The following is a 26,409-nucleotide window of genomic DNA, read 5'->3' as shown; positions in this document are numbered from 1 at the left end:
ATTTTTTACTTGCAATTTTAGGCGAGCAAGTTAAGTTGGGAGCAATTGCTTTGATCCAGACCTCACTTGAATTTATGAAAACCTTAAAAATTGCGACCCGTCAAAGTCCGCTTGCATTGTGGCAGGCTGAGCATATTCGCGCTCGTTTAAATGCGCTTTATCCAGAGTTAACGGTAGAGTTGGTTAAGTTTGTAACACAGGGTGACAAGATTCTGGATACACCATTGGCAAAAATTGGTGGTAAGGGATTGTTTGTTAAAGAACTAGAAGCTGCGTTGCTGGACGGTCGTGCGGATTTGGCGGTGCATTCGATGAAAGATGTACCCATGCACTTGCCAGAAGGGCTAACGTTGGCTGTGATCTGTGAACGAGAAGATCCATTGGATGCGTTTGTTTCCAATCACTATCAGCATTTTGATGAACTGCCGCAAGGAGCTAAGGTCGGCACTTCAAGCCTGCGCCGTAAATGTCAGATTTTACAGCAGCGTCCAGATTTAGAGATTATCGATTTACGCGGCAATGTAGGGACGCGTTTATCCAAGCTGGATGATGGTTTGTATGATGCCATTATTTTAGCCAGCGCAGGCCTAAAACGTTTAGGTTTGGCAGATCGTATTCGTCATTGTTTGGCGCCCGTATTGAGCTTGCCTGCGGTGGGTCAAGGCGCACTTGGCCTAGAGTGCCGTGCAGATGATGTGGACTTATTAAAATTGATCCAGCCCTTACAGCATGAAGAAACGTCGATTTGTGTCCGTGCAGAACGTGCCTTTAATGCCTATCTGGAAGGGGGTTGCCAGGTTCCGATTGCGGGTTATGCGACTTTGGCCAATGATCAGTTGCAGATCGAAGGGCGTGTCGGCAGTGTTGATGGTAAGACTTTGCTGAAAGAACAATTGGTCGGTACAACAGCAGATGCTGAGCAATTGGGTGAGCAACTTGCACAACGCTTATTGGCGCAGGGTGCAGGGGAATTGCTCAAAGCGCTGTATTAATGCTGTTTATTAATACACGACCTGATGAGCGTGCATCTGCTTTAACTCAGGCGCTGGATCAAGCGGGGTATCAGGTTGAAGCCTTACCTTTACTGGAATTGGTGGCTGAACCTTTTTCTAATGTTTTACAACAACTTTATCTGGAGCTGAGACAGGTTCAGGCGATTGTTGTGGTGAGCCCGACAGCTGTTGATGTTGGGATGCGCTATTTACAGCAAGCGGGTATAGTTCTGGATCAACTTAAACATATTCAATGGATTGCGGTTGGGAAAGCGACCGCACAAGCATTGACTCGATTTGACATACAGAGCTTTGTGCCCGAGGTAGAAACTTCAGAGGGGATGTTGCAACTGCCAATTTTAAAGCAGCAAACAGATCTAAAGAAAATCGCATTTTGGCGAGGCTTGGGCGGCCGACAGTTTATGATGCAGCAATTGCAGCAACAAGGCGTCGAGATCCTGAATTTTGTACTCTATCATCGGCAATGTCCGAAGCAAAGTTTTGCTACATTTCCTGAAATTGTAAAAAAAATAATTTTAAATCAACCTGTTGTGGTGCTGATCAGTAGTGAGGCCAGCTGGAACTATTGGCAGCAATTATGCACTCAGTATCAACTGACTGCCCAGTGGATCTATTTGGTTTTAGGAACACGTTTGTTTCAGTTGGTACGTCGCTCACAACCGCAGACTACAGCAAGCTTTAACATTATTCAGCTTGAAAATTTATCCGCATCAGAGATCATTCAACGCATGAGTGACTGGCAAGGACATGTATGAGAAAAATTGGTTATCTAATATTAGGATTGAGTTTACTGTGGTTGGCTAAGCTCAGTTACGATGTTGCACAATATTCTCAAACGCTTCCCCAGCTTCAACAGCAATTGGCCCAAACTGAACAGCGCTATGCTTTATTAAATGATCAGTTTGTAGCACTACAACGCCAACTGCAAAATAACCATGTAGTTGAACCTGCCGACAAGGCTTCCATGCCGATGGCCGTTGAAGGAATTTCTCCTATTCTGCTAATTAAACAACAGATGCAGCTGGTTCAATTTGCCTTGGATCAGCAACAGGTTATTTATGCCTTGGAGCAATTAAATCAGATCCAGCAGCATGTATTGCAATATGCCGTTTCTCCTGCCTTGCAAGACAGTTTGATCAAGGCTATTGAGCAGGATAAACAGGCGATTCAGCAATTTGTGTTAAGCCGGACGCAACAGCAGCAACAACTGGATCATTTATTGCAACAACTGGATCAAAAGATTCAGCAAGATATTCAAAACCCGAAAGTGCGTCCTGAAAAGAGTGCAGGAGCTGAATGGTGGCAGTGGTTTAAGTTGGAAAAAGTACAACGGTCTAGCCCAGATTTAATGAGTCGTAAAATTATCTTAAAAGAGGCACAGTTGCGTTTGTTACTCGCATCACAAGCATTACAGCAAGGGCAATTTGCGGAATATCAGAAATCGGTTCAAGAAGTCATCCAGTTACTTGCTGAATTACCTGATCAAAATAGCCAGCAAATGAAACTACGTTTAGAGAAAGTCTTAAATCAGCAAGCTGTACCAACACCAAAATTAACCAGCTTGGGTTTGTTGGGATAATTGCTTATGAAACATTTACTGTTGATTTATTTACTTGTTGGGTTGGTATTATTTGCGCTGTTTTCAGTCTTGAGTTATGGCTTTGGGAGCGGCTACGTTTATATCTATTGGCGAGAATGGCAGTTCCAAAGTAATGTCTTGGGCTTACTTGCTTTATTGATTGTCGTGAGTTTGTTGGCACAGCTCGTAGCGCTGATGAGTAAGCGATATTGGGCACGTGAGCAACGGAAAAAAGAAACCATTCTCCATTTTAAAGACCTGCATCCTTATGAGCAGCTGGGCATCGTCTGGTTGTTGGAAGCTGCCAAAGATCAGCAGGTTTTTATTGAGCGTGTGTTTACTCAATCTGGATTACTCAGCAATATTATTGATGCACAATTTGATTATAAAAATGGTGATTATGAAGCTGCCTTGCAGAACTTGGAAAAATCAGCGCCGATGGCGTTTGAATTAGCTGAATTGCAACGTATTGATATTTTTCTTGAGCAGAAAGAAACCGAAAAAGCACTGACCCATTTGGAGTTTCTTGCACAGCACCAACTCTCCCCATGGTTAATAGAAATTGAAACGGCGTATCAGCAGCGTATTACTGCATTATGGGGCAAACTTGCTTTACAAGAACCATGGCTATTTCTGCAAACGACGCAATATGGCTTGCTCGATGCAGAGCATCGTGATTTATGGTTGCAGCAGTTATTGACTCGATTTGATCAGGCGGCAGTAGATGATCTCACGGCATTGCAGCAACGTTATTTGGTTTTACAGGATGAGATTCAGACTCGCCCATATAGCAGTAAAGTACTTTGGCTTAAGTTACTGGCCCGAATGCCTGAGATGAGTGTGCAGCATGAGGATTTGGCCTTACATCTCTTACAAGATCAATTCGACCCTGAAGTGTTTTATCTGTGGTTCCAGCAACAATTGTTAAAGCAGATTCCAGATTATAGTTATGTCGAACAACGTATTATTCAGCTTGAGCAGCGCTATACCAGTGTGCCAATGCTGACCTTTGCACAGTGGCATATTTATATGGCGACACAGCGTCAGACAGAGGCGGAACAACTATTAAACTTATATCCTGATAATATATTAATGAGCTATTTAAGAATTAAGTCGACGCTGGGTGATAATCAGGACTTAATCAAGCAGTTAAATTTAATATTTGAAAATGATGTGAATTTTCTTAATTTTAAGATATGAGTGTAAATATGAAGGAACTGTCTGTCTATCCGGTTGTCTATAAGCAAACAGTGGCTTGGGGGGATATGGATGCTTTTGGCCATGTAAATAATGTGCAATATTATCGTTATATGGAGAGCGCACGAATTAGTTATTTAATGGCATTGAATATCTTTGATCAAGAGATATTGACGGTGGTTGCATCAAGTCAATGTAAATATTTGAAACCTGTATTTTACCCAGATGTGCTACATATTGGTGCGCGTATTGAAGAGCTCAGAAATAGTGCTTTTCGTATGCATTATGTTCTCTGGAGTGCAACACAAAACCAAATGGTGGCGACGGGTGAAGCTGTTATGGTTTGTGTAGATAAAGTAACAGCAATGAAATTGAATATTCCTGATGCGATTAGACAAAAAATAATTGAATTAGAGCAAGGTGTAGGACATTCTCTAATATCTCATTAATTATTATAAAGACGATTATGTCTATTTTTGTTTGATTATATAGAAAATTTATATAATAAGGTTCAAATTGCTCATTTGTAAAAGGTTGGGTATTTGCACCAAAATTTTTACTAATGAAATTATAATTTTTTAGATAAAATTAAGATTAAATTAATATAAAACGTGTTGATTGGTGTTCTTTGTCTCAATTTATAAAATATGTTTTTATATAGCAGCCCCACTTTTTTTGCTTTATTGTAAATAAAGTGCCATTTTATACGGTATATACGATTAAGTGGGTTATTCTTATATTGATTATTTAATCATTTATAAATTAATATTGAATCGAATTTCAAATTCATTTTATTTTTTGAGTGATATATTTCCCCTATTCAGTTGGAGTGGTTCTTATGAAACCAGATATTAGCGATTTATCTGTAGAAGATTTAAAACGTTTACAAGCAGAAGCAGAAGCTTTGATTGCAAGCAAAAAAGATCAAGCGATTGAAGATGCATATAATCAAATTATCGCGATTGCAGATGCGATTGGTTATAGCGTTGAAGAATTATTGGAAGTGGGTGAGCAAAAGCGTAAGAAAACAACGCGTAAAGCAGTAGAGCCACGTTACCGTAATAAGAGCAATGCTGAAGAGACTTGGACTGGCCGTGGTAAACAACCACGTTGGTTGGTTGCAGAATTAGAGAAAGGTGCAAAACTTGAAGATTTCTTAATCTAAGCAAGTTTTAAAGTCATCGTTTTGTCATACGATGACTTTATCCTTTATCAAAAGCCAGGCTTAAAAAGCTTGGTTTTTTTATATCAGAGAATTGGCGATGTTGAAAAAGTATGCATAATGTCATTCAGGGGGCAATTGTCTCAAAAAGGATAATATTTGCATGTTGGTAAGGGTGGAATGAAGAAAAAAACCAAGCAATGGAGATGGTGGATTTTCGCCATTTTTGCATTTTTAATTTTTATTATTTTACAAATTCCAGCAACATGGTTAATTGCGAAATTTTCAAAAGATAATCAAATATTACATAATGTCAGCGGTAACATTTGGCAGGGGCAGGCAGACTGGCAACGTGGTCAATTGCGTGGTTCAGTGCACTGGAAAACTCGTCCGCTTGATTTACTATTACTGCGTGTTGGCGCAAATCTCGATATTCACAGTGGTAATACTCAATTCAATGGGATTTTTGCTTACGGTCTTGGCAAAAAAATCATGATCAAAGACTTGCAAGGCAAAATCTCGCCTGAAACCTTAAAATATTTTGCAAACTGGCAGTGGCCTGAAAACTCCATTCAATTGAAAGATGTGCAGTTGAGCTATCAAAAAGAAAAAGGCTTTAGTGCGACAGAAGGTCAGCTGAACTGGGGAGGCGGTGCATTGGCTTATACCTTTGGTCAGCGTCAAGATCGGATGAATATGCCGTCTTTGGTGGCTAGCCTTAAAGATGATAATGGACAATTACAAATCGATGTTCGTGATCAACGCAGTCAGAAAATGGCGAATCTTAGTCTAGATGCCAACCTGATGCTAGATGTACAACTGACCCAGCGGATGTTGTTAAATATTCCATCTTATGAAGGTAAAGCGGGCTTAGATACTTATGTCATTAGTTCGCGGCAGCCGTTATTACAAGGTGGTTTCTAATGAAAGCAATCACTGAAAAAATGCAACAATTGCGTTGGCAAAAACTGGATAAGCTCGGTGGCTTGGTTCTGGCATTATTGATTTTATGGCTGTGCTGGAAACTGGCTTCATTATTCTGGTGGGTGGTTGCACCACCTCAACCGATGCAGTTTGACCGAGTTGAATTGGGCTCGCAGCAAGCCCAAGTGCCTAATATTAGTTCTTTTGCTTTATTTAATGAACCTGCAGCAACATCAGCCGATGATAATGTCAATCTGGAACTTCAAGGTGTATTACTGGGTCAACCCAATTACCTGTCTTCTGCCGTGATTAAATTGAATGATACCGCTGAACGCTATCGCGTTGGAGAAACGGTGGGTTCAACTTCATATCAACTGGCAGAAGTGTATTGGGATCATGTGGTTTTGAAGCAAGGCAATGGTGCAACCCGAGAAGTTAAATTTAAGGGCTTGGATAAAGGCTTATATCAACCGATTGAACCCGTATTGAATAATCGTAATGGTGTAGTACCTCCGCCGACACCAGCACCACAGAGCCAGAACTCTCCTCAATCTGCGATTGGACAGGCAATTCAACAAATACAGGATAATCGAGAGCAATATCTGAAAAATATGGGTGTCAGTAGTGGCGGTGGTTCAGATGGTTATGAAATATCAGATAAGACCCCATCGAATTTAAAAAATACCTTGGGTTTGCGCGCTGGCGATCGTATTCTATCGATCAATGGTCAAACTGTCGGGCAGGGACTCAACGAAGTACAATTATTAGAGCAAGTACGTCGTGAAGGGCATGCCAAAATAGAAATAAAACGTGGTGATCAAGTGATGACCATACAACAAAGTTTTTAGTGATCACACGTCACACATCAGTTAGGAATAAGTGCAGGTTATGGCTTTTTTAAATCATCAACGTCCACTTTGGGCATTACTTGCCGCAGCACCTTTGATTGCGACAGTCAGTACCCATGTGCAAGCACAAACATGGAAGATCAATCTACGTGATGCAGACTTAACCGCATTCATTAATGAAGTTGCGGATATTACCGGCAAGAACTTTGCGGTTGACCCACGTGTACGTGGCAATGTAACGGTTATTTCCAATAAGCCGCTGAATAAAGATGAGGTGTATGACCTATTTTTAGGCGTGCTCAATGTTAATGGTGTGGTGGCGCTCCCCTCAGGCAATACGGTTAAACTTGTGCCAGACAGTAATGCGAAGAACTCGGGGATTCCTTACGACGCACGTAGTCGTGCAGGTGGTGACCAAATTGTGACTCGGGTGATCTGGTTGCAAAACACCAATCCGAATGACCTGATTCCGGCTTTACGCCCGTTAATGCCACAATTTGCGCATTTGGCGGCGGTTGCGGGAACCAATGCTTTAATCGTTTCTGATCGCGCAACCAATATTTATCAGCTCGAAAATATCGTGCGTAATTTGGACGGCACGGGTCAAAATGATATTGAAGCGATTAGTTTGCAGTCGAGCCAAGCTGAAGAAATTATTGGCTTGTTGGAGACCATGAGTGCAACAGGTGCATCGAAAGATTTTATTGGTTCGCGGGTCCGTATCATTGCCGATAATCGAACCAATCGTATTCTGATCAAAGGTGACCCAGACTCACGGAAACGTTTGCGTCAAATGATTGAAATGCTGGATGTGCCTTCCGCAGATCGGTTGGGTGGTCTTAAAGTTTATCGTTTGAAATATGCCAGTGCAAAAAACTTAGCTGAGATTTTACAAGGTTTAGTAACAGGACAGTCGGCATCTTCGTCCTCAACATTGAATAGCGCCAATCGATCGAATTCGGTGAGCAATCTGATGTCGAATAATCAGAACTCAAGTTCATCTACAGGTTCATCTGTTTCTACCCCGTCAATTAACTTAAACAGCAATTCCAACAATAGTCAAAACTCAAGTATTACCAGTTTTAATCAAGGTGGCGTGAGTATTATTGCAGATCCTGCACAAAATGCTTTGGTGGTCAAAGCTGATCCGCAGTTGATGCGGGAAATCGATGCGGCAATTCAGCAATTAGATACGCGTCGTCAGCAGGTATTAATCGAAGCTGCAATTATGGAAGTGACGGGTGATGATGCGGATCAACTTGGTGTGCAGTGGGCTTTGGGTGACCTGAGTAGCGGCATTGGTTTACTGAGTTTTAGCAATGTGGGGGCAAGCCTGTCTAAAATTGCTGCTGGTTATTTAACCGGTGGGGCAGCAGGTGCGGCAGGCGTGCTTGGAAGTACGAATGGGGGCACTGGTAGTGGCGCAAGTTTCGCGGTTGGTGACTTTAGTAATCCGCGACGTGCATACGGCGCCTTGATTCAAGCCTTAAAGACCAATACCAAGTCCAACCTATTGTCTTCTCCATCGATTGTGACCATGGATAATGAAGAAGCCTATATTGTTGTGGGTCAAAACGTTCCCTTTGTGACAGGTTCCGTGGCAACGACAGGAAACAGTACGGTTAACCCTTATACGACGGTTGAACGTAAAGATGTCGGGGTGACCTTAAAGGTCATTCCACATATTGGTGAGGGTGGATCTGTACGTTTAGAGGTTGAGCAAGAAGTTTCCAATGTTCAAAGCAATAAAGGTCAAGCTGCGGATTTGGTGACCAGTAAACGTGCGATTAAAACCTCAGTGTTGGCTGATCATGGTCAAACAGTGGTTTTGGGTGGTTTAATTTCGGATGATACGGAACAATCTCGCCAGAGCCTGCCGCTGTTAGGTGATATTCCTTATTTGGGTCGTCTATTTAGTTCAAATACAAGAAGTAATGTAAAACGTAATCTTTTGGTTTTCATCCATCCCACAATTGTAGGGGATGCTGATGATGTGCGTCGTATTTCCCAACAACGTTATAATCAGCTCTATAGTTTGCAGCTTTCAATGGATAAGAATGGTAATTTTGCCAAGTTACCAGAGAATGTTGAGGATATTTATAATCGACAAGCCCCTGTGGTGAATTCTCCTTATCAAAAGGTTCCAACTGCTACGCAGGGTAAAGCGGTGGTGGTGACAACTCCTGTTGCAGTTGAAGCACCCCAAGTGCAACAGCGAACAGTACAGTTGCCAGTCAAGGAAACCGAGCGCAGTAAAAACACCGTGACCACAACGACGATTCGACCAGCCTCTTCACAGTAGATGCACAGAAGCGCTTATGTCACAATGTTATGATTGCAAGAAATTATATAAGGATATGCATCTATGACTTGGAAATTGCAAGCCATTACAGGTGAATTTACGGGGCAAGAACTGAGTGTCGAACGTGACATGTTGGTGGGAAGGCATCAAGATGCGGATATTTTGCTACAGTCAGCAGATATTTCGCGTCGCCATGCGGCGTTATTGCTGAAAGATCAGCAGTTATGGGTACAAGACCTGAACTCGTCGAATGGTACATTTATTAATGATACGCGTGTTGAACAGGAAACTGAGCTACACGATGGCGATATTCTGCAGTTTGCCAGTTTTGTCTTTTCAGTACTTGCGCCAGCGGTATCTGAAGCTGAATTACCGGAAATCGAGATTGAACCTGTAGCGTCAAATTCTACGGATCAGGGTATGCCAAGTATTGCTGAACGTGCAGTCGAGACGCCGATCACGCGTGATGGAATGCCGCAGCAAGTGGCGATTCCAAAGCCAGCACCAATCCCTGAAGGAATCAATGTACAGGCAGCACCAGAGCCACAACCTGTTGCAATTGAAGAGCCTGTTTCTCGTGTTACTGCAGAAAAAGAGCAACAGAAGAATGCCTCGGTTGGCCTTATTTCTATTGTTGTATTGATCATTCTGGCGGTGATTGCTTGGCTGTTCTTTAAATAATCGGGCGAAGCTTTTACAATCAAGGCATGCCCACGTGGGTATGCCTTTTTCATTTCTTGAGTCGAAATATATGTCCGTTGCTCAGTTACAAAACCGTAGTTTAGTGTTATTTGATCTGGATGGGACGCTGGTCGATTCCGCTGCTGATTTATATCGAGCGATGAACCTGAGTTTAGAAAAACTGGGTTTGGCGAAGGTGACCGAAGCGCAAGTTCGGGTCTGGGTTGGAAAAGGTGCAGCTAAACTGTGTGAGGCTGTGCTAGAACATCTGTTTGGACAAGTCGAGGCCCAACAGCAAGAGCAACTCCTCAGTACATTTGTTGCTGTTTATGCACAGGAGCTCTGTGTCAATACGCAAGTATATGAGGGGGTTTTACCATTTTTAGATTATTGTCAAAAGCATGATATTGCGATGGCCTGTGTAACCAATAAGCCTGAACAGCTGGCACAAGGCATTCTTGATCTCTTGGCTTTGAGTCCGTATTTTAAAATGGTGATAGGAGGAGATAGTCTGGCTGAACGTAAACCACATCCATTGCCATTGCTACACTGTGTGCAGGCACAGAAGACCACCACAACAGCAACACTGATGATTGGGGATTCAAGTAATGATGTTGAAGCAGCTAGACGTGCAGGTATTGATTGTATTGTGGTCAGCTATGGCTATAATCATGGAGAAAGCATCTATGACTGTCAGCCGCAGCAAGTGGTCGATAGTTTGGCAGAATTGATAGAAGAAGATTTAGTAAGGAGACAAGCATGAAGATGATTATGGTTTTTCGATGGCGGGCTTGAGACAGCACTAAAGAAAAAACGCACAGAAATTAAAAACCATAGAGAAGATTCATGACCACCTTAATACAGTTTGAACAATTAAAAGCTACAGGCTATAACACCATTCCTGTTTATCGCCAACGTTTGGCCGATACTGAAACGCCACTTTCTGTTTTTGCACGTTTTAAACAACACAAGCAAGCCTATCTATTTGAGTCGGTTGAAGGTGGAGAAAATTGGGCACGCTATTCCATGATCGGTTTGGGTGAGTCCACCGTTTTTTCCTGTAATGCAGGGGTACTCACCATACAACAGGCGGATGGCACCGTGATTCAGCAGGATTGTGCTGATCCCTTTGACTATATCCGTGAGTTTCAAAGCCAGTTTAAAGTCCCTAATCAAGTTGAGTTGCCTGATTTACCAAGCTTTACTGGAGGATTGGTGGGTTATTTAGGTTATGACGCTGTACGTTATATTGAGCCAAAACTGAAAAACGTGCCTGCTGCTGATCCTGTAACGCTGCCAGATCTTTGGCTAATGCTCTCTCAAACCGTGATTGTGTTTGATAATTTAAAAGATACCTTATTTCTCATTCATCATGCCGATGCGAATCAGCCTGATGCTTATGCTCAAGCCCAGCAGAAACTGGATCAACTGGAGCAACTATTGGCGACCCCTGTGAGTTTGCAGGCAAAGCCGCATACAGCACCGCATTTTGAATCCATTACAGGCAAAGCAAAATTTCTTGAAACCGTTGAAAAGGTCAAAGAATATATCCGTGCAGGGGATGTGATGCAGGTGGTGCCCGGCCAGCGTATGGTGTCTGACTTTGATGGTGAAGCGCTACAGGTGTATCGTGCGTTGCGTCATTTAAATCCATCGCCGTATTTATTCCTCGTACAGGGGCAAACCCTGACGGATCAAAAGCCATTCCATATTGTTGGTTCATCGCCAGAAATCTTATCTCGCTTGGAAAATGGCATTGCAACCGTACGTCCTTTGGCGGGAACACGACCACGTGGCAAGACCAAGGAAGAAGATCTGGCCTTAGAACAAGATTTACTAGCAGATGAAAAAGAGATTGCAGAACATTTGATGTTAATTGACCTGGGTCGTAATGATGTGGGGCGTGTCTCTAAAATTGGGAAAGTTCAAGTCACTGACCGTATGGTGATCGAGCGTTATTCACATGTCATGCATATTGTCTCCAACGTGCAAGGTGAAGTTCGGGATGATGTAGATGCTTTAGATGTATTTAAAGCCACTTTCCCAGCGGGAACACTTTCGGGCGCACCAAAAATTCGTGCTATGGAAATTATTGATGAAGTTGAGCCTGTAAAACGTGGTGTGTTCGGTGGTGCTGTTGGATATTTAGGCTGGCATGGCGAAATGGATATGTCGATTGCGATTCGTACTTGTGTAATTCGTGATAAAAAGGTCTATGTACAAGCAGGAGCAGGGTTGGTTGCAGACTCAAATCCTGAATCTGAGTGGAATGAAACCCAAATAAAAGCTCGCGCAGTGATCAAAGCGGTTGAATTATCGTCAAACGGATTGATTTTATGAGTTTTTAGCGATTTTTTTGAAAAAAGCACTTGCATCGATTCAGAGTTTTGCTAAACTGCACACCGTTCCGATACGAAACGTACGAAACACTTAGAAAGCGCCGGCATAGCTCAGTTGGTAGAGCAACTGACTTGTAATCAGTAGGTCCACAGTTCGAATCCGTGTGCCGGCACCATCTTAAAAGTGTGATAGTATAAAGTAAAAGAACAGCACTGTGTAAGTGTGATGTGGTGAGATTCCCGAGCGGCCAAAGGGGGCAGACTGTAACTCTGCTACGAAAGTTTCGAAGGTTCGAATCCTTCTCTCACCACCATTTAACTTCGATAGAAGTGGTCAGTACCAACATGCGGGAGTAACTCAGTTGGTAGAGTGGCAGCCTTCCAAGCTGCATGTCGCGAGTTCGATCCTCGTCTCCCGCTCCATATCGAAGATGTCGCTCTTATAGCTCAGTGGTAGAGCACTCCCTTGGTAAGGGAGAGGTCTCGAGTTCAAATCTCGATAAGAGCTCCAGATATACAGCTTAGTGGAATTTCCACAACATTTTAAAGAAGCAGGCTATTATAGTCTGCTTTTCAAGTATTAGGTGTCTAGTTTTTTAGGCGAATGTCGATTAAGAAGGTTTTTCAGGGTTGTTTTTCTCTAAACTGGCGTCGACGTAAACGAGGAAAATCAAAATGGCTAAGGCTAAGTTTGAACGTAATAAACCACACGTAAACGTGGGTACAATTGGTCACGTTGACCATGGTAAAACAACTTTAACTGCTGCGATTGCAACTATTTGTGCAAAAACTTACGGCGGTGAAGCGAAAGATTACTCACAAATCGACTCAGCTCCTGAAGAAAAAGCACGTGGTATTACCATTAATACTTCACACGTAGAATACGATTCTCCAATCCGTCACTACGCTCACGTAGACTGCCCGGGCCACGCCGATTATGTTAAAAACATGATTACTGGTGCTGCTCAGATGGACGGCGCGATCCTTGTATGTGCTGCGACTGATGGTCCAATGCCGCAGACTCGTGAACACATCCTTCTTTCACGTCAGGTTGGTGTACCTTACATCATCGTATTCTTGAACAAGTGTGACCTTGTTGATGATGAAGAATTACTTGAATTAGTAGAAATGGAAGTTCGTGAACTTCTCTCTACTTATGACTTCCCAGGTGATGACACTCCAATCATCCGTGGTTCAGCGCTTCAAGCATTAAACGGTAACGATGGTCCTTATGGCGAGAAAGCTGTAATCGACTTAGTTGCTGCACTTGATTCTTACATTCCAGAACCAGAACGTGCGATCGACAAAGCATTCTTGATGCCAATCGAAGACGTATTCTCTATCTCAGGCCGTGGTACAGTTGTAACTGGTCGTGTAGAAGCTGGTATCGTAAAAGTTGGTGAAGAAGTTGAAATCGTAGGTATCAAAGATACGGTTAAGACAACTGTAACTGGCGTAGAAATGTTCCGTAAATTGCTTGACGAAGGTCGTGCAGGCGAGAACTGTGGTGTTCTTCTTCGTGGTACTAAGCGTGAAGACGTACAACGTGGTCAAGTACTTGCTAAACCAGGTACAATCAAGCCGCACACTAAATTCGATGCAGAAGTATACGTACTTTCTAAAGAAGAAGGTGGTCGTCACACTCCATTCCTTAACGGTTACCGTCCACAGTTCTACTTCCGTACAACTGACGTAACTGGCGCGATCAAATTACAAGATGGCGTTGAAATGGTTATGCCTGGTGACAACGTAGAAATGTCAGTAGAGTTAATCCACCCGATCGCAATGGACCCAGGTCTACGTTTTGCGATCCGTGAAGGTGGTCGTACTGTAGGCGCTGGTGTTGTTGCTAAAGTAACTGCATAAGCCCAAGACTATGTTACACTCAAATCGGAAGCTTCGGCTTTCGATTTGCATAATAGGCTAGTAGTTCAATTGGTAGAGCGTCGGTCTCCAAAACCGAATGTTGGGGGTTCGAGTCCCTCCTGGCCTGCCACTTTTTTTTTATAAAAAAGCTTAATTCTGGCTGAGTTGTCATATAATAAGTCGCGAATTCTACGACGAGTAAAAAAATGTCGAATGATAAATCGCGTGACGCATTAAGCGACGCGCCAATCCCTCAAAGAAATAATGCCGCTGAAGTTGTAAACTCTGGCTCCCCACTTGATCTAGTCATGTGGTTGATTGCTATCGTTTTATTGGTCGGCGCCGCATTGGTAAATCAGCATTTACCGGCCTATTGGGCACCTGCAAATGATATTTGGGTGCGCGTTGGGGTAATTTTGGCTTGTGTCGTTGTCGCTTTAGGTTTATTATACGCCACCCATCAAGGCAAAGGCTTTGTGCGTTTGTTGCAAGATGCGCGAATTGAACTGCGTCGAGTGACCTGGCCAACAAAACAAGAGACGATCACGACATCGTGGCAAGTACTTTTGGTTGTATTCATTGCATCATTGGTTTTATGGTGTTTTGATTACGGGTTAGGTTGGTTTATTAAGTTAATTATCGGGTAAGAGTGCGATGAAACGTTGGTATATTATTCATGCCTATTCAGGTTTTGAAAAACAAGTGATGCGTTCACTTAATGACCGAATCCAGCGCAGCACTGTTGCTGATAGTTTTGGTGAAGTCCTCGTCCCTACTGAAGAAGTAGTGGAAATGAAGGATGGTAAGAAGCGTAAGTCTGAACGTAAATTCTTTCCTGGCTATGTGTTAGTCGAAATGGAAATGAATGATGATACTTGGCACATCGTTAAAGAGTGTCCAAAGGTTCTGGGTTTTATCGGTGGTACACCAGAAAAGCCAGCACCAATTTCACAACGTGAAGCTGATGCGATTCTTGCACGTGTACGTAATACAGGTGAAGCACCTCGTCCTAAGACGATGTTTGAACCTGGTGAAGAATTGCTCGTGATTGACGGTCCGTTCACTGACTTTAAAGGAGTCGTGGAGGAAGTTCAGTACGATAAGTCACGTTTAACGTTGACGATTAATGTATTTAATCGACCGACTCAGGTTGAACTCGAGTTTCGCCAAGTCGAAAAAACGATTTAACCTGCCTAGGTTGATAAGCGCCCGATCTGATCGGGCATTGTTGTTCTAACACTTCGGTGTTGTTTAATTTTTTGGGGAGCCTAACGGCGTCTGTACCCAGAGGTAATTTTCAATGGCTAAGAAGATTGACGGCTATATCAAGCTGCAAGTTCCAGCTGGTAAAGCAAATCCATCTCCACCAATTGGTCCTGCTTTAGGTCAACGTGGTGTAAACATCATGGCATTCTGTAAAGAATTCAATGCTGCTACACAAAAACTTGAAGTTGGTTTGCCAATTCCTGTCGTGATCACTGTGTACAACGATAAGTCGTTCACTTTCATCATGAAAACTCCACCTGCATCTATTCTTCTTAAGAAAGCTGCTGGTATTCAAAAGGGTTCTTCTGTACCTAACAAAACTAAAGTTGGTAAGTTGACTCGTGCTCAATTAGAAGAAATCGCGACTACTAAAGAACCAGACTTAACTGGTGCTGATTTAGACGCTCGTGTACGTACCATCGCTGGTTCTGCACGTTCTATGGGCTTGGAAGTGGAGCTATAAGACATGGCAAAGTTAACTAAACGTCAAAAAGCCATTGCTGCTGCTGTTGAAGCAAACAAAGTTTACACTTTGGAAGAAGCAGTTCAAGTTCTTAACAGCCTTCCAGCTGCGAAGTTCAAAGAATCTTTAGATATCGCTGTAAACCTTGGCGTAGATCCACGTAAATCTGATCAGGTTGTTCGTGGCGCGACTACTTTACCTGCAGGTACTGGTAAAACTGTACGTGTAGCTGTATTTGCTCAAGGTGCTGCTGCAGAAGCTGCTAAAGCTGCTGGTGCTGATATCGTTGGTTTTGATGACCTTGCTGAAAGCATTCAAGGTGGAAACCTTGATTTCGACGTGGTGATTGCTGCTCCTGATGCAATGCGCGTTGTAGGTAAGCTTGGTACAATTCTTGGTCCACGTGGCTTAATGCCAAACCCTAAAGTGGGTACAGTAACGCCTGACGTTGCTAACGCGGTTAAGAATGCTAAATCTGGTCAAGCACGTTACCGTGTAGACAAAGCGGGTATCATCCACGCTGCTATCGGTCAACTTGGCTTTAGCGAAGAAGCTGTACGTCAAAACGTTGAAACTTTAATTGCAGACTTGAAAAAGTTGAAGCCTGCAACTTCTAAAGGTGTATACGTTAAAAAGATCACTTTGAGCTCAACTATGGGCCCTGGTTTGATCGTTGACGTAAGCAACGTATCTAAGTAATTAGACAGAATTTTAAAGCCCTGGGTAATATTTGAAGCACTGCTTCAAATATTACGCAAGAAAACCGGTTTCGGACGACTTGCAAACTTAGGCAAACTTTGAATTGATAAATGAATATTTATCAGCGTCAAAGACCTCAGGCGAGAAATGTTTTCGGATGTTTTTCTTAATTGACCAGCCTGAGTAGACGCGGTGGTGTGATTTGTTCCTCCTCCGCGTGTAAGTCCGAATACGACTTACGAATTGGGAGTGTACTCGTAAGAGTGCATAAATCACCGTTAGGAGGTTTTACGATGGCTCTTCTTATCGAAGACAAAAAACAGATCGTTGCAGAAGTAACTGAAGTTGCTTCTACTGCGTTCGCTGCCGTTGTTGCTGACTACCAAGGTTTAACAGTTGAGCAATTAACTGCTCTTCGCGTTGAAGCTCGTAAGTTAGGTGTTGCTACACGTGTTGTACGTAATACTTTGGCTAAACGTGCGCTTCAAGATACGCCATTCGCGATCTTGAATGATGACCTTGTTGGTCCAACAATTTTAGCATTCTCAACTTCTGAAGATGACATGGGTGCAGCTGCACGCTTGTTCGAAGAATTTGCGAAAACTAACAAAGCATTTGAATTAAAGGCTGCTGCATTTGAAGGCAAACTTTATCAAGGTGCTGAAGTTAGCGTTATTGCAAACCTTCCGAACCAAGAAAAAGCGCTTACTATGCTTGCCTCTGTTCTTCAAGCTCCGATTTCGAAATTGGGTCGCTTACTTACAGCGCTTCAAGAGAAAAACGGATCAGAAGCTGCTTAAGCTTAAATCTACTTTCACACCATTCAATACCCATTTGGAGTTACTCTCATGGCTTTAACTAACGAAGAAATCTTAAACGCAGTTGCTGAAAAAACAGTTCTTGAACTTGTTGAATTAATTTCTGCTTTCGAAGAAAAATTTAACGTATCTGCTGCTGCTGTAGCTGTTGCTGCTGCTCCAGGCGCTGGCGCTGCTGCTGAAGAACAAACTGAATTCAACGTTGAGTTGACTTCTTTCGGTGCTAACAAAGTTGCTGTAATTAAAGCAGTTCGTGAAGCTACTGGTCTTGGTCTTAAAGAAGCTAAAGATCTTGTTGAAGGCGCTCCTGCAGTTCTTAAAGAAGGCGTTTCTAAAGAAGAAGGCGAAGAACTTAAGAAGAAGCTTGAAGAAGCTGGTGCTACAGTTACACTTAAGTAATTCTGTAGGGAGTCGATTTTTTCAAAATCGGCTCCAAAAAATGGCTGATGGCTCTTGGGTCATCAGCCTTTTTGCGTTACAATAATCGGCTCGTTTTTTGTTAGTTTTGCATATAATACGCGTGTTATTTGAGCAAATTTAGCAAAATCAAACGCTTACCAATATTTTTTTGCTTATAAAAATATTGTTAAGCGTTTTAATACCACTAAAAATTGCAGCATTTGTAAACAGTGGTGGCCATATCGGCCTGCGTAATTCCTTCTAAGCCCGTTCTGCAGGCGGGCTTAGTTTACTTTCCGAGGACTCCAGATGGCATACTCATATACCGAAAAGAAACGGATCCGTAAGAATTTTGGTAAATTGCCCCACGTAATGGAAGCACCGTACTTACTTTCGATTCAGGTCGATTCGTACCGTACATTCTTACAAGGCGGTAAAACACCAAAAAATCGCGAAGATATCGGTCTCCAAGCCGCATTTCGTTCAGTTTTTCCTATTGAAAGTTATTCTGGCAATGCTGCTTTAGAATTTGTTGAGTATAGCCTTGGTAAGCCTGAGTTTGACGTACGTGAATGTATTTTACGTGGTTCAACTTATGCGGCACCAATGCGCGTAAAAATTCGTTTGATCATCAAAGATCGTGAAACGAAATCAATTAAAGACGTTCGTGAACAAGAAGTTTACATGGGTGAAATGCCACTCATGACCGATAACGGTACATTCGTTATTAACGGTACTGAGCGTGTAATCGTATCTCAATTACACCGTTCGCCAGGCGTATTCTTTGACCATGACAAGGGTAAAACCCACTCAAGCGGTAAAGTGTTGTATTCAGCACGTATTATTCCTTACCGTGGTTCATGGTTAGACTTTGAATTTGATGCCAAAGATTTAGTTTTCGTACGTATTGACCGTCGTCGTAAGTTGCTTGCAACGGTGATTTTACGTGCCTTGAATTATAGCAATGAACAAATCTTGAATTTGTTCTATGAAAAAGTACCTGTATATCTTGATATGGGTAGCTATCAAATTGACCTCGTTCCAGATCGCTTACGTGGTGAGATGGCGCAATTTGATATCTTGGATAACGATGGCAAAACAATCGTTGAACAAGGTAAACGTATTAATGCACGTCACGTACGTCAAATGGAAGCGGCGAACTTAGCCAAGCTTTCTGTACCTGATGAGTATTTGTATGAGCGTATTACGGCTGAAGACATTACACTGAAAAGTGGTGATGTGATTCCTGCCAATACCGTACTTAGCCATGAAATTATGGTGAAGTTGGCTGAAGGTGGTGTTAAGCAGTTTAACATCCTGTTCACCAATGACATCGATCGTGGTTCTTTCGTTGCAGATACCTTGCGCGCAGATACTACGACAGGCCGTGAAGAAGCGCTTGTCGAAATCTATAAAGTGATGCGTCCAGGTGAGCCACCAACCAAAGAAGCTGCTGAAAACTTATTCAACAACTTGTTCTTCTCTTCTGAGCGTTATGACCTGTCTCCAGTCGGTCGTATGAAGTTCAACCGTCGTTTGGGTCGTCCTTACGAAGTGGGTACTGATCAGAAGTCACGTGAAGTTGAAGGTATTTTATCGCACGACGATATCATCGATGTATTGCGTACATTGGTTGAGATTCGTAACGGTAAAGGTGAAGTCGATGATATCGATCACTTGGGTAACCGTCGTGTACGTTCTGTAGGCGAAATGACAGAAAACCAATTCCGTGTTGGTTTAGTCCGTGTTGAACGTGCTGTTAAAGAACGTTTAAGCCAAGCAGAAACAGATAACTTGTCTCCACAAGATTTGATCAATGCGAAACCAGTTGCTGCTGCAATCAAAGAGTTCTTTGGTTCAAGCCAGTTGTCTCAGTTCATGGACCAAAACAATCCATTGTCTGAGATTACACACAAACGTCGTGTATCTGCGCTTGGTCCTGGTGGTTTGACACGTGAACGTGCGGGCTTCGAAGTACGTGACGTACATCAAACTCACTATGGTCGTGTTTGTCCAATTGAAACACCTGAAGGTCCAAACATTGGTTTGATCAACTCGCTTTCTGTCTATGCTAAAGCGAATGACTTCGGTTTCTTGGAAACACCTTACCGTAAAGTTGTAGATGGTCGTGTGACTGATGAAGTTGAATACTTATCTGCAATTGAAGAAGTAGGGACTGTCATTGCACAGGCCGATTCTGCAGTTGATAAAGATGGTACGTTAACTGAAGAAATGGTTTCTGTACGTCACCAAGGTGATTTCGTTCGTATGTCGCCTGAGCGCGTAACCCATATGGACGTTTCTGCGCAACAGGTTGTATCTGTCGCAGCGTCATTGATTCCATTCCTTGAACACGATGATGCGAACCGTGCATTGATGGGTTCAAACATGCAACGTCAGGCTGTGCCTACCTTACGTGCTGACAAGCCGCTTGTTGGTACGGGTATGGAAGCAAACGTAGCACGTGACTCAGGTGTATGTGTGATCGCCGATCGTGGTGGTGCAATTGAATATGTAGATGCATCTCGTATCGTGATTCGTGTCAACGAAGATGAAATGATCGCGGGTGAAGCAGGTGTAGATATCTATAACCTGATCAAATATACACGTTCAAACCAAAATACATGTATTAACCAAAATGTCATCGTGAACTTGGGCGACAAAGTTGCTCGTGGTGATATCTTGGCTGACGGTCCATCGACTGACATGGGTGAACTTGCGCTGGGTCAAAACATGCGCGTCGCGTTCATGACGTGGAACGGTTATAACTACGAAGACTCGATCTTACTTTCTGAGCGTGTACTTCAAGAAGACCGTCTAACGTCGATTCACATTCAAGAATTGTCATGTGTAGCGCGTGATACCAAGTTAGGTGCAGAAGAAATTACTGCCGATATTCCTAACGTCGGTGAAGCTGCTCTGTCTAAATTGGATGAGTCAGGTATTGTTTATATCGGTGCTGAAGTGACTGCGGGTGATATCCTTGTTGGTAAGGTAACACCTAAAGGTGAAACTCAGTTAACGCCTGAAGAAAAATTACTTCGCGCAATCTTTGGTGAAAAAGCGGCTGACGTAAAAGACTCGTCTTTACGTGTTCCGTCTGGTACCAAAGGTACAGTGATTGACGTTCAAGTCTTCACACGTGATGGTTTGGAAAAAGATGAACGTGCACAAGCAATTGAGAAAGCTCAGCTTGACGCATACCGTAAAGACTTGAAAGAAGAATACAAAATCTTCGAAGAAGCAGCACGTGAACGTATTGTTCGTTTGTTGAAAGGTCAAGAATCTAACGGTGGTGGTTCAACCAAACGTGGCGATAAACTTTCTGAAGACGTATTGTCTGGTTTAGAGTTGGTTGACTTACTTGAAATCCAGCCGACTGATGAAGCAATCGCAGAGCGTTTAACTCAAATTCAAGTGTTCTTGAAAGAGAAGAGCTACGAGATTGACGAGAAGTTTGCTGAGAAGAAACGTAAACTTTCTACAGGTGATGAATTAACAACGGGTGTATTGAAAGTTGTTAAGGTTTACCTTGCGGTGAAACGTCGTATCCAGCCTGGTGATAAGATGGCGGGTCGTCACGGTAACAAGGGTGTTGTATCTAACATCTTACCGGTTGAAGACATGCCGCATGATGCGAATGGTGTACCAGTCGACATCGTATTGAATCCACTAGGTGTACCGTCACGTATGAACGTGGGTCAGATTCTTGAGACTCACTTAGGTATGGCGGCCAAAGGTCTTGGCGATAAAATCGAAAAAATGTTGAAAGAACAACGTACAGTGATTGAACTGCGTGAATTCTTAGACAAGATTTATAACAAGGTTGGTGGTGAGCAGGAAGAGCTTGATAGCTTGACTGATGCAGAAATCTTGGCGCTTTCAGGCAACTTACGTGCTGGTGTTCCATTGGCAACACCTGTATTTGATGGTGCTGAAGAAAGCCAGATCAAAGACTTGCTTGAACTTGCTGACATCTCACGTACTGGTCAAACGGTATTGTTTGACGGACGTACAGGTGAACAGTTTGACCGTCCTGTAACTGTAGGTTACATGTACATGCTCAAATTGAACCACTTGGTTGATGACAAGATGCATGCGCGTTCAACGGGTTCTTACTCACTTGTGACTCAACAGCCGCTTGGTGGTAAAGCACAATTCGGTGGTCAGCGTTTCGGTGAGATGGAAGTATGGGCACTTGAAGCATACGGTGCAGCATATACTCTCCAAGAAATGCTTACTGTGAAGTCGGATGACGTCGAAGGCCGTACACGCATCTATAAGAACATTGTAGATGGTAACCATTATATGGATCCGGGTATGCCTGAATCGTTCAACGTATTGACCAAAGAGATCCGTTCTTTAGGTATCAACATTGAACTGAAAAATGGTGACTAAATCCCCCTCGGTCCCCCTTTGTTAAAGGGGGAGTTCCCCTCTTTAAAAGAGGGGTTAGGGGAGATTCCCAAATTTCAGTAAAAACAATATTTGTGACCCAGTCGGGTGAGCTTAGCTCCTCGACACACGGAGAAAAAAATTGAAAGACTTGCTCGATATCATGCGTAAGAAAACGGATTCAGAAGGTCATGCACCTATTGAATTTGACCGTATCCGTATTGGTCTTGCGTCACCAGAGATGATTAAGTCATGGTCTCACGGTGAAGTTAAAAAGCCTGAAACCATTAACTACCGTACTTTTAAACCTGAACGTGACGGTTTGTTCTGTGCCAAAATCTTTGGTCCAGTAAAAGATTACGAATGCTTGTGTGGTAAATACAAGCGTATGAAATACAAAGGCGTCATTTGTGAAAAATGTGGCGTTGAAGTAACGACTGCGAAAGTTCGTCGTGAACGTATGGGTCACATCGAGCTTGCTTCTCCAGTTGCACACATTTGGTTCTTGAAATCATTACCGAGCCGTATCGGTTTACTTCTTGATATGACATTACGTGATATCGAGCGCGTATTGTATTTCGAATCTTATGTAGTAACTGATCCTGGTATGACTCCGTTTGAAAAGTATCAGCTTTTAACAGACGAAGAATACTACAATGCACTTGAAGAACACGGTGATGAATTCACTGCGAAAATGGGTGCAGAAGCAGTTCAGGATTTATTAAAAGATATCGATCTTGAAGCTGAGATTGCACGTTTACGTGAAGAAATTCCACAAACAACTTCTGAGACGAAACTTAAAAAAGCGTCTAAGCGTTTGAAGTTGATGGAAGCTTTCAAAGATTCGAACAACAAGCCTGAATGGATGGTGATGAATGTACTGCCAGTACTTCCACCAGACTTACGTCCGCTTGTACCACTTGAAGGTGGTCGTTTCGCGACTTCAGACTTGAACGATTTATATCGTCGTGTGATCAACCGTAACAACCGTTTGAAGCGTCTTCTTGACCTTGCTGCGCCAGACATCATCGTACGTAACGAAAAACGTATGTTACAAGAGTCTGTGGATGCCTTGCTTGATAACGGTCGTCGTGGTCGTGCGATTACAGGTTCGAACAAACGTCCATTGAAATCTTTGGCAGACATGATCAAAGGTAAACAAGGTCGTTTCCGTCAAAACTTACTCGGTAAACGTGTTGACTATTCAGGTCGTTCGGTTATTACCGTTGGTCCGACTTTACGTCTTCACCAATGTGGTCTTCCGAAGAAAATGGCACTTGAATTGTTCAAGCCATTCATTTTCGCGAAACTACAAGCCTCTGGCCAAGCAACAACCATTAAAGCTGCGAAGAAAATGGTTGAGCGCGAGACACCGGAAGTTTGGGACGTTCTTGCTTCTGTGATTCGTCAACATCCAGTTATGTTGAACCGTGCGCCAACACTTCACCGTTTAGGTCTTCAAGCATTTGAACCTATTCTGATCGAAGGTAAGGCAATCCGTCTTCACCCACTCGTCTGTGCTGCGTTTAACGCCGACTTCGATGGTGACCAAATGGCGGTACACGTTCCATTGACATTGGAAGCACAGCTTGAAGCACGTGCGTTGATGATGTCGACCAACAACATCTTGTCACCTGCAAACGGTGAGCCGATCATCGTTCCTTCTCAGGACGTGGTCTTGGGTCTTTACTACATCACACGTGATGCGGTAAATGCCAAAGGTGAAGGCATGGTGTTTGCGGACACTCACGAAGTTAACCGTGCGTTAGCGACGGGTAAAGTTGCAATCCATGCACGTGTAAAAGTACGTGTACACCAGACTGTTATTGATGAAAACGGTAACCGTGAAAAGCAAACCATCATTGTTGATACAACACCTGGTCGTTGCTTGTTATGGGAAGTTGTTCCACAAGGTTTAAGCTTCGAATCGATCAACCTTGAGATGACCAAGAAAAACATCTCGAAGTTAATCAACTCTTGCTACCGTAAACTTGGTTTGAAAGATACCGTTATCTTCGCTGACCAATTGATGTATTTGGGCTTCCGTCAAGCGACGCGTTCAGGTGTATCTGTTGGTATGGAAGACATGTTGATTCCACCAACCAAGCATACGATTATCGATAAAGCTGAAACAGAAGTTCGTGAAATCGAACAACAGTTTGAGCAAGGTTTCGTAACTGCGGGTGAGCGTTATAACAAAGTTGTCGATATTTGGGCGCGTACCAACGACCAAGTTGCGAAAGCGATGATGGATAACTTGTCTTATACCCTTGTGAAAAACAAACAAGGTGAAGACGAGAAGCAGAAATCATTCAACTCGATTTACATGATGTCTGACTCGGGTGCCCGTGGTAGTGCGGCGCAGATCCGTCAGCTTGCTGGTATGCGTGGTTTGATGGCGAAGCCGGATGGCTCGATCATTGAGACCCCAATTAAAGCGAACTTCCGTGAAGGTTTGACGGTACTTCAGTACTTCATCTCGACACATGGCGCGCGTAAAGGTTTGGCCGATACCGCATTGAAAACTGCGAACTCGGGTTACTTGACACGTCGTCTTGTAGACGTAGCACAAGATTTAGTTATTACTGAATCTGACTGTGGTACAGCTGGCGGCTTGGTCATGACTCCATTCATTCAAGGTGGTGACGTAATCGAACCATTACGCGATCGCGTATTGGGTCGTGTAACTGCTGAAGATGTACGTCGTGCATCTGATGATGAAGTGGTTCTTCCACGTGGTACCTTAATTGACGAGAAAATCGCTGCTCAGCTTGAAGAAGCGGGTGTCGATGAAGTTAAAGTACGTTCAGTGATTGCATGTGAATCTACATTCGGTGTGTGTGCGCGTTGTTACGGTCGTGACCTTGCACGCGGTCACTTGGTGAACCCAGGTGAATCTGTCGGTGTAATGGCTGCACAATCAATTGGTGAACCAGGTACACAGTTAACGATGCGTACCTTCCACGTCGGTGGTGCTGCGAGCCGAACGTCTGCTGCAAACAGTGTTCAAGTCCGTAACAAAGGTACTGTACGTTTCCACAACGTGAAAACTGTACAACATGCCAAAGGTCACTTGGTTTCTGTTTCACGTTCAGGTGAAATCGGTATTGCAGATGACTTAGGTCGTGAGCGTGAGCGTTATAAACTTCCTTACGGTGCAAGCATCTTGTTGAAAGATGGTGAAGCTGTAGAAGCTGGCGGTATCGTAGCGACTTGGGATCCGCATACACATCCATTGGTAACAGAAGTTGCTGGTAAAGCGCGTTTCAGCCAGATCGCTGATGGCGTAACTGCAACATCGAAAACTGATGATGCAACAGGTATGACTACTGTTGAAATCTTGCCTGTAACAGCACGTCCTGCTTCTGGTAAAGATTTACGTCCTGCAATCGTGTTGGATACAACCGATGGCGGCGAACAGTTCTACTTCTTGCCACAAAACACAATTGTGACTGTCCGTGATGGCGAAACGATTGGTGTGGGTGACGTCATTGGTCGTGTACCACAAGAAACTTCACGTACTCGTGATATTACCGGTGGTCTTCCGCGTGTAGCTGACTTGTTCGAAGCACGTAAGCCGAAAGAACATGCGATCCTTGCAGAAGTATCAGGTGTTGTAAGTTTCGGTAAAGAGACCAAAGGTAAGAACCGTTTAGTCATCACGCCAGATGACGGTTCAGAAATCTACGAAGAATTGATTCCAAAATGGCGTCAAATCAACGTGTTCGAAGGTGAGCATGTGAACCGTGGTGAAACCATTTCTGATGGTCCACAAAACCCACATGACATCTTACGTTTGAAAGGCGAAGTGGCACTTACCAACTACATCGTGAACGAAGTTCAAGACGTTTACCGTCTCCAAGGTGTAAAAATCAACGATAAGCACATTGAAGTTGTTGTACGTCAAATGTTGCGTAAAGTTGATATCACTGATGGCGGTGATACAAGCTTCATCAAAGGCGAGCAAGTGGATTACATCCGCGTTGTTCAAGAGAACCAAGCAGTCTTGGCTCAGAACAAGTTCCCTGCGAAGTTTGAACGTCAATTGATGGGTATTACCAAAGCGTCGCTTTCTACTGACTCGTTCATCTCTGCTGCATCGTTCCAGGAAACCACACGTGTGTTAACTGAAGCGGCTGTAACAGGTAAAGAAGATGACTTGCGTGGCTTGAAAGAAAACGTTGTTGTGGGTCGTTTGATCCCGGCAGGTACAGGTCTTGCGTATCATTTAGAGCGTCGTCGTCAAGAAGCAGAAGCTGCTGAATTTGAACTTCACAATGACTTTAGTGAAGTTGACCAAGCATTTAGTCAAGCATTGAACTCAGACCAGTTCTAAGTTCAAATTGCTCAAAAAAGGCACCTTCGGGTGCCTTTTTTTATGGGCATGACGATAGAACCTTCATAAGATTGCGTTGGTTGCTTTTAAAAAGGGACTTCTTTACAAAATATCAATCGATT

General features: G+C 43.3%; 21 protein-coding genes and 5 tRNA genes. All 26 read left to right on the top strand.

Annotation, left to right across the window (positions count from 1 at the left end; translation table 11 throughout):
* Positions 1 to 74: 74 nt before the first annotated feature.
* Positions 75 to 992 carry a hydroxymethylbilane synthase gene (gene hemC, locus F907_RS01410; RefSeq protein ID WP_032862429.1) on the top strand — a complete coding sequence of 306 codons (918 nt, stop codon included), beginning with the start codon at positions 75 to 77 and terminating at the stop codon, positions 990 to 992.
* Positions 992 to 1,768 (top strand): uroporphyrinogen-III synthase, encoded by a 777-nt coding sequence (locus F907_RS01415; RefSeq protein WP_016653257.1) that lies wholly within the window; start codon positions 992 to 994, stop codon positions 1,766 to 1,768. The genes hemC and F907_RS01415 overlap by 1 nt, the downstream gene beginning before the upstream one ends.
* Positions 1,765 to 2,592 carry a hypothetical protein gene (locus F907_RS01420; RefSeq protein ID WP_016653256.1) on the top strand — a complete coding sequence of 276 codons (828 nt, stop codon included), beginning with the start codon at positions 1,765 to 1,767 and terminating at the stop codon, positions 2,590 to 2,592. The genes F907_RS01415 and F907_RS01420 overlap by 4 nt, the downstream gene beginning before the upstream one ends.
* A 6-nt stretch (positions 2,593 to 2,598) precedes the next feature.
* Positions 2,599 to 3,792 carry a hypothetical protein gene (locus F907_RS01425; protein ID WP_016653255.1) on the top strand — a complete coding sequence of 398 codons (1,194 nt, stop codon included), beginning with the start codon at positions 2,599 to 2,601 and terminating at the stop codon, positions 3,790 to 3,792.
* An 8-nt stretch (positions 3,793 to 3,800) separates the two neighbouring features.
* Positions 3,801 to 4,238 carry an acyl-CoA thioesterase gene (locus tag F907_RS01430; protein WP_016653254.1) on the top strand — a complete coding sequence of 146 codons (438 nt, stop codon included), beginning with the start codon at positions 3,801 to 3,803 and terminating at the stop codon, positions 4,236 to 4,238.
* Positions 4,239 to 4,627: 389 nt separating this feature from the next.
* A complete protein-coding gene (locus F907_RS01435) occupies positions 4,628 to 4,954 on the top strand; it encodes an H-NS histone family protein (protein ID WP_004656310.1) in 327 nt (108 codons plus the stop codon).
* A gap of 177 nt (positions 4,955 to 5,131) precedes the next feature.
* Entirely contained in the window at positions 5,132 to 5,875 is a 744-nt protein-coding gene (gene gspN / locus F907_RS01440; protein ID WP_005278418.1) for a type II secretion system protein N, read from the top strand.
* The gene (locus F907_RS01445) at positions 5,875 to 6,723 is read left to right on the top strand and encodes a type II secretion system protein N (RefSeq protein WP_016653253.1); all 849 of its coding nucleotides are present in this window, start codon (positions 5,875 to 5,877) and stop codon (positions 6,721 to 6,723) included. Before gspN ends, F907_RS01445 begins: the two co-directional genes overlap by 1 nt.
* 40 nt (positions 6,724 to 6,763) lie before the next feature.
* Positions 6,764 to 9,025, top strand: a complete 2,262-nt coding sequence (gspD, locus tag F907_RS01450; protein WP_016653252.1) for a type II secretion system secretin GspD — start codon at positions 6,764 to 6,766, stop codon at positions 9,023 to 9,025.
* 63 nt (positions 9,026 to 9,088) lie between these two features.
* Complete coding sequence (locus tag F907_RS01455) at positions 9,089 to 9,706, top strand: FHA domain-containing protein (RefSeq protein WP_005278435.1); 618 nt, start codon at positions 9,089 to 9,091, stop codon at positions 9,704 to 9,706.
* Positions 9,707 to 9,776: 70 nt separating this feature from the next.
* A complete protein-coding gene (locus F907_RS01460) occupies positions 9,777 to 10,469 on the top strand; it encodes a phosphoglycolate phosphatase (protein WP_016653251.1) in 693 nt (230 codons plus the stop codon).
* 83 nt (positions 10,470 to 10,552) lie between these two features.
* On the top strand, positions 10,553 to 12,046 hold the full coding sequence (gene trpE / locus F907_RS01465; protein WP_005278441.1) for an anthranilate synthase component I: 1,494 nt from the start codon (positions 10,553 to 10,555) through the stop codon (positions 12,044 to 12,046).
* Positions 12,047 to 12,145: 99 nt separating this feature from the next.
* Positions 12,146 to 12,221 (top strand) — tRNA-Thr (locus F907_RS01470).
* 54 nt (positions 12,222 to 12,275) lie between these two features.
* Positions 12,276 to 12,359: transfer RNA gene (locus tag F907_RS01475), tRNA-Tyr, on the top strand.
* A 33-nt stretch (positions 12,360 to 12,392) separates the two neighbouring features.
* Positions 12,393 to 12,468 (top strand) — tRNA-Gly (locus tag F907_RS01480).
* Between the two features lie 13 nt (positions 12,469 to 12,481).
* Positions 12,482 to 12,556 (top strand) — tRNA-Thr (locus F907_RS01485).
* A 164-nt stretch (positions 12,557 to 12,720) separates the two neighbouring features.
* Positions 12,721 to 13,911, top strand: coding sequence for an elongation factor Tu (tuf, locus tag F907_RS01490; protein WP_004802222.1), 1,191 nt, complete (start codon positions 12,721 to 12,723; stop codon positions 13,909 to 13,911).
* Between the two features lie 54 nt (positions 13,912 to 13,965).
* Positions 13,966 to 14,041: transfer RNA gene (locus F907_RS01495), tRNA-Trp, on the top strand.
* 76 nt (positions 14,042 to 14,117) lie between these two features.
* Positions 14,118 to 14,558, top strand: coding sequence for a preprotein translocase subunit SecE (secE, locus tag F907_RS01500; RefSeq protein WP_016653250.1), 441 nt, complete (start codon positions 14,118 to 14,120; stop codon positions 14,556 to 14,558).
* A 7-nt stretch (positions 14,559 to 14,565) separates the two neighbouring features.
* Positions 14,566 to 15,099, top strand: coding sequence for a transcription termination/antitermination protein NusG (gene nusG, locus F907_RS01505; RefSeq protein WP_004656291.1), 534 nt, complete (start codon positions 14,566 to 14,568; stop codon positions 15,097 to 15,099).
* Positions 15,100 to 15,211: 112 nt separating this feature from the next.
* Entirely contained in the window at positions 15,212 to 15,640 is a 429-nt protein-coding gene (gene rplK / locus F907_RS01510; protein WP_004637639.1) for a 50S ribosomal protein L11, read from the top strand.
* A gap of 3 nt (positions 15,641 to 15,643) precedes the next feature.
* On the top strand, positions 15,644 to 16,339 hold the full coding sequence (rplA, locus tag F907_RS01515) for a 50S ribosomal protein L1 (RefSeq protein WP_004656290.1): 696 nt from the start codon (positions 15,644 to 15,646) through the stop codon (positions 16,337 to 16,339).
* 293 nt (positions 16,340 to 16,632) lie between these two features.
* Positions 16,633 to 17,139, top strand: a complete 507-nt coding sequence (rplJ, locus tag F907_RS01520) for a 50S ribosomal protein L10 (RefSeq protein WP_005278447.1) — start codon at positions 16,633 to 16,635, stop codon at positions 17,137 to 17,139.
* Between the two features lie 48 nt (positions 17,140 to 17,187).
* Entirely contained in the window at positions 17,188 to 17,556 is a 369-nt protein-coding gene (gene rplL / locus F907_RS01525) for a 50S ribosomal protein L7/L12 (protein WP_005240161.1), read from the top strand.
* 309 nt (positions 17,557 to 17,865) lie between these two features.
* Positions 17,866 to 21,954, top strand: coding sequence for a DNA-directed RNA polymerase subunit beta (gene rpoB, locus F907_RS01530; RefSeq protein WP_016653249.1), 4,089 nt, complete (start codon positions 17,866 to 17,868; stop codon positions 21,952 to 21,954).
* Between the two features lie 139 nt (positions 21,955 to 22,093).
* Positions 22,094 to 26,287: a DNA-directed RNA polymerase subunit beta' gene (gene rpoC / locus F907_RS01535; protein ID WP_005278451.1), complete on the top strand. Its 4,194-nt coding sequence runs from the start codon at positions 22,094 to 22,096 to the stop codon at positions 26,285 to 26,287.
* Positions 26,288 to 26,409: the final 122 nt, after the last annotated feature.

This window comes from Acinetobacter colistiniresistens, from assembly GCF_000413935.1.
Lineage (GTDB): Bacteria > Pseudomonadota > Gammaproteobacteria > Pseudomonadales > Moraxellaceae > Acinetobacter > Acinetobacter colistiniresistens.
This window is presented reverse-complemented; position numbering and strand designations above follow the sequence as displayed.